This is a genomic window from Paenibacillus tianjinensis, assembly GCF_017086365.1.
Classification (GTDB): Bacteria; Bacillota; Bacilli; order Paenibacillales; family Paenibacillaceae; genus Paenibacillus_AQ; species Paenibacillus_AQ tianjinensis.
The window spans coordinates 3,544,591-3,556,806 of the sequence record NZ_CP070969.1 but is presented as its reverse complement, the minus strand read 5'-3'; the positions used below and the strand labels follow the sequence as shown (position 1 = coordinate 3,556,806).

The following is a 12,216-nucleotide window of genomic DNA, read 5'->3' as shown; positions in this document are numbered from 1 at the left end:
CATTTGGAGCGGATGATTCTCCTGAAGCCCGATTAATGAGTCTGTTCATTTCTGGAGGAACTCTCTTCGACGTTCCGCAGAGATTTAGCATATATAATCCCGACGACAACGGCCGAGCAGGTCAGGCAGGCGGCAAAGACATACAGCTTCACAATGCCGAAGGTTTCCGCCGCCCAGGCCATGCCAAGCAGCGAGATGGAGAAGAACAGATGGAGGGTTGCCGCCTGTGCGGATAATACTTTTGGCAGCTGCTTGCTGTTCACGCTGTGCTGGAAGAGCGGGACCAATGTGGCCGAGATCAGGCGTTTTGGTCATTGAAATCTCCATCATCCAGTACGTAATTTGGTATAATTAAGCAAAAGTGGCGGAAATACCTGCAATGATCTGCAAATAGTAGCTTGCCTCATGGGGGACAAAGCGGCTGATATCGGCCAGCTCGTCGATAGGGTTCCGTGTGTGCCCGTCCATCCGATAGCCGCGAATACGGATGGACGCCGCTTCGCCTCCCCAGAGCTTGCAGAAGTCTGCAAAGCTGGCGATCACGATTCCGGCTACTTCCTCTTGCTGCAGGCTGAAGGCTTCCAAAGGCAGAGTGTTCTTGTGCAAGAACACATGGGCCCGTTCACGGTCGAGGAAACCTTCCTTATCCATCGTATATGGAATGATCCCGAGCGGAATCAGCTCCAGATAAGTCACCAGAATACCCAGCTCTTCCTGTACTTCGCGTATACCGTCCTCCGGAACCTCATGGGCCAGCAAATGTCCGGCTGCGGTAATATCCAGCAGCCCCGCATAGTCCCGCTTCTGCTCACTGCGCAGCTGTAGGTAAACGGATAAGCCCTCAGGACCCTGGCCGACAAACCAGCAGTGAAAGGTCTCATGCCACAGCCCCAGACGGTGCACCTCATCGCGGGAGGCAGCACCGGTAACATTGCCATGATCATCAAAGGTAGTTAGAATTTCTTCACTCATGCTTAAACCCCCTTTATAAAAGCACATCTTTGTACCACGTCAGCTAAATATAGCATAAGGAGGAATGTATATGAACACACTGTTGAACTCCCGTCTTAGCAAACTGGTCATCGCGGTATCATTGATCATGTCAGGCCTGTTTCTGGGAAAGGGGACTCCGCTTGTTCACGCGGATTCTCCCGTTACATCAACTGCCATTTATAAGGCCTATCTGGATGTGGATATCGTAGCCGGCGCCCAGAAAAACGGGTTAAGCCGCACTGTAGCAGAGTTTTTGGCATCCCCTAACCATCCGCTGGATGAGAAAGCAGCTGTAATGAATGCTCTGTATGCCGATATTAGCTGGTCGGATAAAGAGCATGCGGAGGAATATGCGCAGCTGGTATACGGCAAATCAACCGCGGCATTAGACAAGTCTAAGCTTAGTGCGCCAGAGATATTTGTTATCGGCTACCTTAAGGTGCTGGACCATTATCTGGACCCGGATATCACCTGGATTACCGCAGCGCAGAAGGCATTGCCGGACAGCCTGACGGTTGCCTTGATCCAAGCCTTGGCGGAATCGCAGCAGAATATGGACTGCAGCTGGGTCATAACGGAGCAGGTGCTTAACGATACGAAGCTGACCAAGGATATGCGACAAGAAGCGATAGATATCATTACCGACTATATGGTCCTTTATAAGGGAAGTTCGTGCCAGAGTATCGGGCAGCCGGCCGTGAATGACTTAGTGGATGATATTCTGCAGGATGCTGTAGTACTGGAGATCGGACATTCTGTTGTGCTGGTTAAAGGCAATAAGTCTGCGATTGATCCTGCTAATTCGAGTGTGGTGCCCTACCTCAGGGAAGGTACAACGATGGTTCCCCTGAAATTTATTGCCGCAAAGTTCGGTGCTTCAATTAGCGTCAATGCCAAGAAGCTGGAAGCCACCGTGCAATATCATAATCAGAAGACCTTCATTCCGAAGGTTGAGATCCGAAATGGGCGGACCTTTGTACCGCTCAGAGCCGTGATGAATATATTCCAGAAACAAATTTACTATTATCAAGGGCTGATCATTATTACCGGCAATATTTCACTGGACCCGCTGGATCAACAGAATAAACGGGCGGCAGAGCAGATTCGAACAGTGCTGCTGTATATGGACTGATGAGCACGCATCACATTAGATTCTGTAGGTAAATGAATATAGGAGCGGTGATATGCATCGGGCCAAGATGGATTCTGTTACGTTTCAGACTTTAAGTGATGAGCGGCTGGGGTGGTACTGTATGGAACCGGCGTTTGGGCTTATCCGCGGCAAATCGCCTGAAGTCAAAGCAGAGCCGATTGCTCAGCTCAGCAAGGGGCAGAAGGCGCTTTGTACGTTCCGGGTATTCTAGATCACGCCCATAAATCCGCAGCGGAGTATTATGCCTGGATTTCCTATATGCTGGATACCCCCGGCTATTGGAGCGGAGTTCAGGAAGGGTTATTGTTCTTTGAGGATACTGGAATGATTCGGCTGCTGGAGGAGACCAGAGGGATGCTGGAACTGCGGAACGACAGGCTGGGGCTGCAGTGGAGTGAGGCTGCATTCAATGATATGGAGCAGGATCAAGAGCTGGCCGGACAGATCGGAGGGTTATACGAACGCTTCGGGCAGCTGTCCGGGCTGAGCTTAAAAGCCATCGCGGTTTATATCCGTGCTCACCCGGGTGAATTTGTGGAACTGGCGTGAAAATGCTTGAGAGCCGTGTGCTTAGAAACCGTTAATCAGGAAGATGGGCAAGAGTGCACATTGGCTGAGGAACGGTTTCTTTGTGCTGATTATATTAACTTTAGTTGTAGACTAACTTAGATTGAAACGACGCATGGCAGGTAAGCTTATGTACAAAAAAACACCCGGATACCTGAGGCGCCCGGGTGAAGTGAATTCATTTGTATTTAACGGAGGAAAAGAAAATCTTATCTAGCCAGCCATCCGCCGTCTACAGCCAGTACGTGACCATTCAGGTAATCGGAAGCCGCGGAAGCCAGGAATACAGCAGGGCCTTTAACGTCTTCGGCAGTTCCCCAGCGACCTGCAGGGATACGGTCGAGGATGGAGTCGGAGCGGCTCTGGTCAGCACGGATCGGTGCTGTATTTTCCGTTGCCATATAGCCTGGAGCAATAGCGTTAACGTTCAGGCCGTATTGTGCCCATTCATTAGCGAAGGCTTTGGTCAGACCGGCAACAGCATGTTTACTTGCTGTGTAGCCAGGAACGTTGATCCCGCCCTGGTAGGACAGCATAGAGCAGATGTTGATGATTTTACCCGTTCCTCTTTCCAGGAAGTGGCGGCCGGCGATTTGCGACAGCAGGAACACGGTGTTCTGGTTGAGGTTGATGACATCGAACCAGTCTTTTTCACTGTGGTCTTTGGCGGGAGTACGGCGGATCATACCGGCGCAGTTAACGAGAATATCAACTTGGCCGTTCAATTCCAGCGCTTGGTCAAACACTTCTTGCAGTTTGCTGTGATCACTTAGGTCAGCTTCGATGCCAAGCGCTTTTACGCCGTAAGCTTCAGCCGCTTTTACGGATTCTTCACTGCTGTTCAGGGAAATGGAGACCACGTCGGCACCTGCTTCCGCAAAGGCCAGCAGAATGCCTTGACCCAAACCTTGTCCTGCTCCGGTTACGATTGCTGTTTTGCCTGCCAAACTGAATAATGATGACATAAAAATCGCTCCTTTTAATTCCAGTAATGTTTAACCGACTTCAATGTTGATGCCTGCACTGCGGAACTGTTCTACCGTTTCGGGTATAAGACCGCTGTCTGTAAGCAGCACATCGACTTCCTGTAATGAAGCGAAGGTGCGCAGCGCGGTATGCCCGAATTTGTGGTGGTCGCAAACGGCGAACACCTTGCGGGCAGTGGTAACAAGTGCCTGCTTGAAATCAATTAAGTCTCCGGTGTAAATTGACAGTCCATGCTCGATATGCACGGCTGTAGCCGACAAAAATGCTTTTTCTATATTTAACTTTCGCACGTAGGTAACGGCTTCGGGACCGGCCAGCATATTGCGGACACGGTACCCCCCTGGAACGACCAGACGGATGTTATCTTTGGGAACCAGTTCGCTGATGATATATACATCATTAGTAACAACCGTTAGAGGCATATTATCCAGCCGCCGGGCTATTTCCAGCGTAGTGCTTCCGCCGTCCAGGGCAATGATGTCATCCTCTTCGATATGGGTGATGGCGCGCAGAGCAATCTCCGTTTTCTCGTCGGAGTATTTATCCAACGGGTTCTTTACGGGCAGAATGCCAAACTGATCGCTTTGTGCCAGCACCGCACCGCCATGCACACGCATAATAAGTCCCTGCTCCTCCAGCTTGCTTAAGTCCTCGCGGATGGTTTTACCGCTTACCTGGAGTTTCTCGCTCAGCTCGTTCACCGTTACATCTTTCTGGTTCAGCATTACTTCCATAATCATCTCGTGTCGCCGTATCGGGTTCATCCGCCTGCCTCGTCTTTCCGTAGTGGTTTTTAATCTATTTTAATTCTTTCATCCCTACGGGGTCCATATCATCATAACGTTTGTTGTCTCCGGCCATGCTCCATATGAAGGTATAGTTGTGTGTACCTACACCGCTGTGAATCGACCAGCTTGGAGAAATGACCGCCTGTTCGTTGTGCATCACGATGTGGCGGGTTTCCGTAGGCTCACCCATCAGGTGGAGCACAATGGAATCGTCCGGAAGATCGAAATAGAAGTAAGCTTCCATCCGGCGCGGGTGAGTATGGGAAGGCATTGTATTCCACATGCTGCCCGGTTTCAGCTGGGTCATCCCCATTACGAGCTGTGCGCTTTGTACGCCGTTCGTATGGATAAAGCGGTGGATGGTACGTTCGTTGGAGTTCTCCAGGCCGCCAAGTGCACCGGATTCGGATTCAGCCAGCGTTGTTTTGGTAGTAGGGTAGGACTGGTGTGCAGGAGCCGAGTTCAGGTAGAATTTTGCCGGCTTTGCGCTGTCGGCGCTTTTGAAAACGACATCTTTGGATCCCTGTCCGACATATAGACATTCTTTGAAATCTATTTCATATTCAGTTCCGTCGACAACTACCGAACCTTTGCCTCCGACATTGATAATCCCGAGTTCGCGGCGTTCCAGGAAGTAAGTTACTCCAAGCTCTTTCAGGTCAGTGGTCAGTACGACATCTTCATTCACCGGATTAGCACCGCCAACGATCATACGATCTTCATGGGTCAGGACAAGCTTCAGTTCATCCGGAGCAAAAATGACAGGAATGTGGAACTCCTTGCGCAGACGCTCGGTGTCAAACTGCTTAACTTCATTCGGGTATGATGAAAAACGTCTTTCCATTGCGGATTCAATCCCTTCGCAAACGTATTTTCGTTCGTATAGGTACAATTTAATCCATATATGTTCATTTTGCAAGTCATAATCTTTTTTAGTACGTTTATTTTAGTTTATTTCTTAGGTTCTCTGATTGCCATATGAACTGAATGTGTGCACAATATAGTAAAAAGGAAGGCGATCCGCGTCACCAGAGTCCTTATATGGAGGTTCTTTATCACAAAGGTACGGTAATATCTTTGTTTCCGGTACCCGGGGGCACGGACAGCACAGTCATCGGAGTTTTGCCGAAGGGCGAGTGGCTGGAGCAGTCGCAGGCGATGTTCGGGCATGTTGATAATGTTTATTTTGCCGTCTATTTATCCCACCAGTATGAGCTGATTGAACGGAGATGTCGGATAAAGCGCCTGTTTTTGACACGGAGATTGTACTTACGGTGGAATATATCGCCTCCGGCGGAGATCAGCTGAGGCTGGAAGTTTCAGCGGGTGAAGGAGCAGCAGCCCTGCATAATGGTAAGCGGATAAGCTTGGATGATTACACAGTGTAAGCAGATTTGCGGTTAGGGATTGAATCCGTTACTGTTAGGAATAACAGGTTCAGCAGCTTGCAGCTGCAGATTACATGACACAGGAGGAACGCCTGATGATCGCCAAACTAGAGAGTGTACCGGACGGAACTACAGCCACGTTTGAACGACATTTCAAGCATTCCGTCACCAGCGTCTGGGCTTATCTGACGGACAATGACCTGCTGCCGGAGTGGTTTTCCGAGCTTCGCGTGAAAGAGCTACGGAACGGTGGCAGTATGGTGTTTGATATGCGGGACGGCAACCTTATCGAGATGAGAATTACCGCGTGTAAGCCGGCTTCGGTGCTGGAATATAGCTGGGGCGAAGATAAGGTCCGTTTCGAGCTGGATGCGGAGCCGGAGGGCTGCCGCCTGCTGCTGATTGAAACCATAGGCACACTCACGGACCATACTCCCAAAGACCTCGCCGGCTGGCATGTGTGTCTGGATGTGATTGCAGCTTTATTGGATGGCGGGGTATTTCAGGACCGCAAAAGGGCATGGGAACAACAATACGAAACGTATGTTGCACTGGTTGAGGAATACCGCCTGAGCTGAATGCTGAGTGTGAAGAGCTGCCCTTGTGGCAGCTTTTTTAAATAAAAGAAGAAAAGCATTATCAGCGGAAGAAAGCCGCCAAGGGAATTATACGAAATAATACTTACGTCTAATTGTTCCGGCTGCACGGACAGGCTATGCTAGAGTTAGCATGAATAATTTTACTGCCGATACTGCTGTGTAAAGGAGTATGTAATGGACATGAATCATACGATGGAAACAATTCTTGATAAAATGAAAAAGGAAATAGACCAATGGATGGCCTATATCAACGATAAGGACGCAGAAAAAATTGTGAAACGCACTCCGCTCCAGGTGGGCATTCACGGCTATGCACTCCTTGAATATGCGGATGGCAGAGTGGATGTGACAGATCATGTGCTCGATCTATCACTGCCGGGTAACCGTAAACAGAATACCAGTGAGCAGCTGTCAGAGGATCAAGTGCGGGAGCTGATTCCTGAGCTGGCTGCGTATATGCAGCACCATATAAATACACTACCGCGGGCAGTGATTGACTACCGGTTTACGTTTGACGGGAAGTTCCGGGTCCGCGGCGGAGAGGTCAATGAACGTATTCTCGATTATGTAGATGAGGAGAAGAAAGAGCAGCTGCTGGAACGGATCAGCCTTTATATTTCGGGCAAGCTAGAAGCCGGGAAATACCCGACTAAGCCGTTAGAAACGTTTTTTCTTTCCCGGCATCTGCTGGATGAGGGGCTGTATGGGGAATTGGATTCCGGCAAAATCATCGCTGCGTTTGAGAGAATTCAGGAGCTGAACAAAGGGAACAAGCATCTTGCGGAGCACCGCCATACTCTAACTGCGGCGCTTAGGAATTGGGTAGAGGACCAGTGGCTGCCCCGTTATTTCGAGAACACAGGAACAGAGTGGCAGAGGGAATATAAGAAGAAAAGCGGAGCAATGCTGGACGTGACCGGGCAAAGCTCCGTCGAGCTTGTAATTTATGCCGCCATTTGTATCCTCAAATATGAGCCTTCCTTCAGCAGAAGTGTGGGGCTTACTTTTTTGAATTGTGCGATTGAACTCGGCAGTACCCGGGCTGAACAACTGATGAAGCAGGGCAGCGGAGCCTTTGCTGAAGATGATGTGAGATTGCGCGGTGAACGGGTGGAATGCAGCGCTAATGATGTGTTTGCCGAGGTGAGCGTCCATGTTAAACAGGAGTCAGGGGAGAGCTACGCCCAGGCGCTCCGGTTCCTGATTCATCTGCTTAAGCTGGGCTTTCCGAAAAGCTATCAGATAAAGCTGAAATCCGCAGTTAAGTGCTGGCTGCCGATGAAAGGACTGGCCAAGTCGGGCACGCACCGTTTTTTTGCGAACGCGCTTGAATATCCGGAGGTACACCCATTGCTGGAAGAGTACGCCAAGGCGGCAATGGAAACCTTCGAATGGTATACGGATATGGAAGGGGAGAAGAGCTGCATGCCGGGCAGCTATGCGGTCTTCGGCCTGGGTCTGACAGATCCGGTATATTTCCCGCTGGCAGGACAATACATGGAGAAGGTAGACGTTGAACATCAGTCGGTTCAGAACAGCTTCACAGCAGCTTTAGTTGAACAATACGGCTTTAACGGAGAGACTCTTCCCTTGCTGGTAACATGTATGCTATACAGCACGGAAACCTTGAAGCTGAAGATTAGGGATGAATTGCAGGAGGGGGAGCTGCTTAGACTGCTGCTCGAACAAGTCCACAGTCTCAAGTACTACCAGGTGGAACATCTTGTGTATCTGATCTGGGGCGGGACGGACAAGCTGAAGAAGCTTGCTGACAAAGCTGAAGGGGATAAGAAGCAATACCTTACCGGCCTGATTCAAGCAGCCAAACGCGGTTAAGGTGACTAATCCGGTTACTATCCGCATATGAAGTGAAATTAACTGGAATATGGAGGTGCTAAATAATTCATTTCCTTTTCTTTATCACAATAAAAGTAACAACGACGAGCATAAATAGCCCCGCAATAGACCATAGAATATTTGCCCATTCAAATGAGGCTCCGCCAGGATACTCACCTTGATAGACTGCTTTAATATACGATCCATCACTCAACTTAATCGCAATCGCCTCACTGATGTTTACGCCTTTGATATTGTAATACTTAGTCCCTTTCGGAAAGTGGTTCGAAAAATTACCTGAGTATGTGCCTTCATGATCTGAATATTTTGTAACCTTACCAATAATTGAATCAACCTGTTCGGGTTCTACTCGGTTGTCCGAAATGATATAAGCCTTTCTTTCATAAACAACAAAGCTGTACGCCCAATCCGCATGAACAGATCTTATTGCAAAAAAAGTGCCTGCAAGGCAGAGCGCTATCAGCAGAAATAATAATTTTTTCAATGTATCTCTCCATTTCATCCTTCTCACCTCGATTAACGACAGATTAAAGAATTAACTATATTTTACATGAAATTGAGTTAGAAACCTCCCTAAATTAAACAGCTGTGGATGAAAATATCTAAGTTACGCGGGTATGCAGGGGAAGTCCATGTTATAATCTATAGGAGCATTCATATGACGGCATAATCGTAATCCGAGTAATGGCTTATTGGAGGAATAGCGTGGCAAAAGCGAAAGTGGCCAAACGGCCGACAAGAGATGAATTTGTGCTGGAGGAGATTGGCAACCAGCTGACGGAAGCAATGCAAGAGGAGTCGGTCATTTTGCTGACCGTGTGGGGTAAGGAAGAAGAGTTGCGGGGGCAGATCGTCGGCATGGACCCGCGGACCGGAAAGGTGCATCTCAGCTTGAACGAGGAGATCACCAAGGTTCCTTTTATGGATATTATGGCTATCAATTATCCCAGAGATTAGATAAGTGAAGATCGAAGCCGCTGGAAGTTCAGACCCCCTGCGATGGCAGGAGACTGACGCAGCAGACTTTGGCAGATAGCAGCGATGAGACCCTTGGGCAACCAAGGGTCTTTTGGTTTAGGATTAGCAAATTCATTGCAGAGCGGCATAATCCGTTGCCGGAGGGGATGCCTCTAGGCGCAGCCTGAAGGTAGACTTAAGGTGATGAAACAGAGGAGGGACGAACGTGCTGAATCATTCACTTAAGACGGCAAAAGAATGGTCACCGGCTGCGCTTGGCGGAGGCGGCTATATTACCGGCCTGCTCCAGCACCCGGCGGAAAGCGGAGTTCTCTATGCGCGCTGTGATGTGGCGGGCGTCTTTCGCAGCCTGGACGGCGGGCTGAGCTGGGAGACGCTGAACAGCGGCTTAACCCAGAGCTATCATCATCAGGTGCAGAGCTTTGCCATCAGCAGCCATCACCCGGAGGTGATGTTCCGCTGCTCGGGTGAAGTGAGAAGCCGGAGATTTTACGGCGCGGTACACAAATCGGCCGATGGCGGCAAGAGCTGGAAAGAAGTCTGCACCGGCATGGGATTCTACGGGAATGGGCCGACCCGGATGTACGGTGAGGTCATTGCGGTCGACCCGTATCATCCGGAGATCGTGGCTGCCGGGGGGTACACCGGCGGATTGTGGATCAGCCGTGATGAGGGCGAGACCTGGCAGCAAACGCTGCTGCCGGAGGAGAGATTCGGCTGTGTGGTTTTTCATCCGGCCATACCGGATGTGCTGTTTGCAGGCACAATTAGCGATGATGACCTGAACATGGACTATGTGGAGACGGGCGAAGGCGGGGTACTGGGTCTGCTCCAGGATCTGCCCAGAGGCAAGCAAAGGCGGCTGTATACCAGCCCGGATCTGGGGGAATCCTGGCAGCTGCTGTATGAAGGCGCGAGCTTTGCCGAGCTGGGCTTTGACAGCCGAGATCCGCAGCGCCTGATGGCTGCCTGCATCTGGGGTGGTATCTGCAGCAGCAGGGACGGCGGACGGACCTGGGAATCCGCCGGAGCAGGACTCCTGCCCGGCGGACACCGGTACGGCACGGTGGTTCAGGATACCCACAACCCGCAGCGCTGGTATACAGCACCTGATGTGCGGCCGCATATGAAGGATATTCCGCCCATTCCCATATATTATTCCGGGGACGGCGGGGAAGAGTGGCAGCTTCTCCGGAAGCACCTTGATGAGGATTTGAGCGGGTTTCCGGCTTATATGGACAGTTTCAACGGGGGATCGCGCGCAGCAGCAACGGGCTGGGCAATTTCGAAGCTGATCGTGGACCGTTTGAACAAAGACCGGCTATATTTATGCAACTGGTACGGAGTTGCGTTTAGCGAGGATGGCGGGAACACCTGGCGTGCAGGTCATTTCCGCGGGCTGGAGACGACCTGCATGGAAGCGGTCGCTGCAGCTCCCGGTCAGCCCGGCAAGTTCTGTGTCACCATGGCGGACCATTCCCCCAAGGTGACCGAAGATGGCGGGGTGACCTTCCGCAATCTGCCCGGACTGGCAGGTTACTCGGGGAGTACCGCAGTTGCCGTCTCCAGGACGAATACTGAACACTATTTATACGGGCTTGTAGGCCATGGACGTACAGCCTGTATCGCCTTAAGCAGAGACGGAGGGCAGACGGCGGAGGCAGTGCTTACCCTTGGGAAAGGTCTGTTCGTGCAGTCCTTGCGGGAGGATGGCATTCGGTCCGGTACGTTCTACGCCTACATAGATGGCGAAATTTCCTCAGGGGCCGGAGTTTACCGTTCTGCAGACGGGGGGCAGACGTGGAGTCTGACTTCTTTTTGCCTGCCGGCCCATGTGTCAACCCTTCCTCACCTTAAAAACTGGATTGAAGCAGAGCTGCTGTCCGTGGTCGTCTATCAGGTCAAGAATGCCTGCGGCGCCGATCAGCTAATGGCTGCAGATCCCTTCCGGGCGGGGCATGTACTGGCGGGGGAATGGAGTGAAGGCATCTGGCATTCCGCCGATGGCGGAGACACCTGGGAATCCATCGGAGCGGGGCTCCCCTTTCAGCACAGGGGTACAGCCTCGATACTGAATGCGGTAGCCTATTCTGCCACTCGCAGCGGGACGCTGTATGCCGGGTTTATTTCGGAAGGATTATGGAGCAGCACCGATGATGGTCAGCACTGGAGTAAGTTGTTTCCGGCGGATGCGGCTGAGCAGTTCAATGTTTCGGCACTTGCAGTGGGCAAAGGCGACGGTGGGAAGGATTTGCTGATTCTTGCCAGCGAGCCGATGGTTCGTACCAAGACTGAATCCAAGGTGGTGTGCAGCCGGGACGGTGGAATCACCTGGGAGATATGGGTGGATGATTATCTTGGTGCAGTTCGCTGGAAAGGCGTCGCTCTGGATTGTGACAGCAGGCAGGTGCTCGCTGTTACGTGCGGGAACGGGGCGTACCGGACAGAAATTAGCCGTAAATAAAATACTAATGGGAAAAATTCCGTCTATATAATTTGAACTTAAAAATAAGCATTTTGGAAAGTGGCGGAAGGGAATTTTGGAACTGTAGGAGCGATAGCGTCCGCCTTTGTCTGCGGATTTCAACCGTTACAACGGTATAAATCAAGAAATCTGCAGAAGGGCAGCGGCCGGAAGTCCAAATATTCTCTGGAGTCACGGTCAATCCCAAAATATAAAAATTACTAGTTCAATTTATGTATTGGATCCTATTTCGCCTGTTTGATGGAGTAAATCCTACTACTAAACCTTGTCCCATCTTAAGCAAATATTCTCGATCTCTCCCTCGTTCTGAACGCTTCCTGCTCCTGCCCGGCAGAATTCGGATTTAGCATGAATTAGTCGTTGCTCAAACACAGTTTTCGTTGCTGGAAATCCTTGTTGATCACATTAGAAAACGCTTACA

The 12,216-nt window shown here is 50.6% G+C and carries 14 protein-coding genes; 8 read left to right on the top strand and 6 right to left on the bottom strand.

What is annotated here, in order from left to right:
• Window positions 1-32: 32 nt before the first annotated feature.
• Together JRJ22_RS16025 and JRJ22_RS16020 are read right to left on the bottom strand one after the other, a co-directional pair.
• The gene (locus JRJ22_RS16025; RefSeq protein ID WP_206100491.1) at window positions 33-263 is read right to left on the bottom strand and encodes a hypothetical protein; all 231 of its coding nucleotides are present in this window, start codon (window positions 261-263) and stop codon (window positions 33-35) included.
• Between the two features lie 88 nt (window positions 264-351).
• On the bottom strand, window positions 352-972 hold the full coding sequence (locus tag JRJ22_RS16020) for an NUDIX hydrolase (RefSeq protein WP_206100490.1): 621 nt from the start codon (window positions 970-972) through the stop codon (window positions 352-354).
• A gap of 70 nt (window positions 973-1,042) precedes the next feature.
• On the opposite strand from JRJ22_RS16020, the gene JRJ22_RS16015 reads away from it, so the two are divergent.
• The 3 genes from JRJ22_RS16015 to JRJ22_RS16005 are packed head-to-tail and all read left to right on the top strand — an operon-like array spanning window position 1,043 to window position 2,695.
• Window positions 1,043-2,125 (top strand): stalk domain-containing protein, encoded by a 1,083-nt coding sequence (locus JRJ22_RS16015; protein WP_206100489.1) that lies wholly within the window; start codon window positions 1,043-1,045, stop codon window positions 2,123-2,125.
• Between the two features lie 52 nt (window positions 2,126-2,177).
• Entirely contained in the window at window positions 2,178-2,357 is a 180-nt protein-coding gene (locus JRJ22_RS16010) for a hypothetical protein (protein ID WP_206100488.1), read from the top strand.
• Window positions 2,336-2,695, top strand: coding sequence for a hypothetical protein (locus JRJ22_RS16005; RefSeq protein ID WP_206100487.1), 360 nt, complete (start codon window positions 2,336-2,338; stop codon window positions 2,693-2,695). Before JRJ22_RS16010 ends, JRJ22_RS16005 begins: the two co-directional genes overlap by 22 nt.
• A 227-nt stretch (window positions 2,696-2,922) precedes the next feature.
• Here JRJ22_RS16005 and kduD read toward each other — a convergent pair whose 3' ends face one another.
• From kduD to kduI, 3 genes are read right to left on the bottom strand one after another with little or no spacing between them, the layout of a single operon-like run.
• Complete coding sequence (gene kduD, locus JRJ22_RS16000; RefSeq protein ID WP_206100486.1) at window positions 2,923-3,678, bottom strand: 2-dehydro-3-deoxy-D-gluconate 5-dehydrogenase KduD; 756 nt, start codon at window positions 3,676-3,678, stop codon at window positions 2,923-2,925.
• A 30-nt stretch (window positions 3,679-3,708) separates the two neighbouring features.
• On the bottom strand, window positions 3,709-4,464 hold the full coding sequence (locus JRJ22_RS15995) for a DeoR/GlpR family DNA-binding transcription regulator (RefSeq protein ID WP_206100485.1): 756 nt from the start codon (window positions 4,462-4,464) through the stop codon (window positions 3,709-3,711).
• A 34-nt stretch (window positions 4,465-4,498) separates the two neighbouring features.
• Window positions 4,499-5,332, bottom strand: coding sequence for a 5-dehydro-4-deoxy-D-glucuronate isomerase (gene kduI / locus JRJ22_RS15990; protein ID WP_206100484.1), 834 nt, complete (start codon window positions 5,330-5,332; stop codon window positions 4,499-4,501).
• A 197-nt stretch (window positions 5,333-5,529) separates the two neighbouring features.
• On the opposite strand from kduI, the gene JRJ22_RS15985 reads away from it, so the two are divergent.
• The 3 genes from JRJ22_RS15985 (at window position 5,530) to JRJ22_RS15975 (ending at window position 8,311) form a co-directional block, all read left to right on the top strand.
• Window positions 5,530-5,796 carry a hypothetical protein gene (locus JRJ22_RS15985; protein ID WP_206100483.1) on the top strand — a complete coding sequence of 89 codons (267 nt, stop codon included), beginning with the start codon at window positions 5,530-5,532 and terminating at the stop codon, window positions 5,794-5,796.
• A 175-nt stretch (window positions 5,797-5,971) separates the two neighbouring features.
• Window positions 5,972-6,454, top strand: a complete 483-nt coding sequence (locus JRJ22_RS15980) for an SRPBCC family protein (protein WP_206100482.1) — start codon at window positions 5,972-5,974, stop codon at window positions 6,452-6,454.
• Between the two features lie 195 nt (window positions 6,455-6,649).
• The gene (locus JRJ22_RS15975; protein WP_332461334.1) at window positions 6,650-8,311 is read left to right on the top strand and encodes a DUF6138 family protein; all 1,662 of its coding nucleotides are present in this window, start codon (window positions 6,650-6,652) and stop codon (window positions 8,309-8,311) included.
• Between the two features lie 67 nt (window positions 8,312-8,378).
• Here JRJ22_RS15975 and JRJ22_RS15970 read toward each other — a convergent pair whose 3' ends face one another.
• Window positions 8,379-8,834 carry a hypothetical protein gene (locus tag JRJ22_RS15970; protein WP_232380859.1) on the bottom strand — a complete coding sequence of 152 codons (456 nt, stop codon included), beginning with the start codon at window positions 8,832-8,834 and terminating at the stop codon, window positions 8,379-8,381.
• 203 nt (window positions 8,835-9,037) lie between these two features.
• Here JRJ22_RS15970 and JRJ22_RS15965 point away from each other — a divergent pair, with 203 nt between their 5' ends.
• Both JRJ22_RS15965 and JRJ22_RS15960 read left to right on the top strand, forming a co-directional pair.
• Window positions 9,038-9,289 carry a YolD-like family protein gene (locus JRJ22_RS15965; protein WP_206100481.1) on the top strand — a complete coding sequence of 84 codons (252 nt, stop codon included), beginning with the start codon at window positions 9,038-9,040 and terminating at the stop codon, window positions 9,287-9,289.
• Window positions 9,290-9,515: 226 nt separating this feature from the next.
• On the top strand, window positions 9,516-11,774 hold the full coding sequence (locus JRJ22_RS15960; protein WP_206100480.1) for a WD40/YVTN/BNR-like repeat-containing protein: 2,259 nt from the start codon (window positions 9,516-9,518) through the stop codon (window positions 11,772-11,774).
• The last annotated feature ends 442 nt before the right edge of the window (window positions 11,775-12,216 follow it).

Coding starts and splice junctions, on each gene's coding strand:
- JRJ22_RS16020 (WP_206100490.1), bottom strand. CDS start 972: ATGAGTGAAGAAATTCTAACTACCTTTGATGATCATGGCAATGTTACC.
- JRJ22_RS16010 (WP_206100488.1), top strand. CDS start 2,178: ATGCATCGGGCCAAGATGGATTCTGTTACGTTTCAGACTTTAAGTGAT.
- JRJ22_RS15995 (WP_206100485.1), bottom strand. CDS start 4,464: ATGAACCCGATACGGCGACACGAGATGATTATGGAAGTAATGCTGAAC.
- JRJ22_RS15970 (WP_232380859.1), bottom strand. CDS start 8,834: ATGAAATGGAGAGATACATTGAAAAAATTATTATTTCTGCTGATAGCG.
- kduD (WP_206100486.1), bottom strand. CDS start 3,678: ATGTCATCATTATTCAGTTTGGCAGGCAAAACAGCAATCGTAACCGGA.
- JRJ22_RS15975 (WP_332461334.1), top strand. CDS start 6,650: ATGGACATGAATCATACGATGGAAACAATTCTTGATAAAATGAAAAAG.
- kduI (WP_206100484.1), bottom strand. CDS start 5,332: ATGGAAAGACGTTTTTCATCATACCCGAATGAAGTTAAGCAGTTTGAC.
- JRJ22_RS15985 (WP_206100483.1), top strand. CDS start 5,530: ATGGAGGTTCTTTATCACAAAGGTACGGTAATATCTTTGTTTCCGGTA.
- JRJ22_RS16015 (WP_206100489.1), top strand. CDS start 1,043: ATGAACACACTGTTGAACTCCCGTCTTAGCAAACTGGTCATCGCGGTA.
- JRJ22_RS15980 (WP_206100482.1), top strand. CDS start 5,972: ATGATCGCCAAACTAGAGAGTGTACCGGACGGAACTACAGCCACGTTT.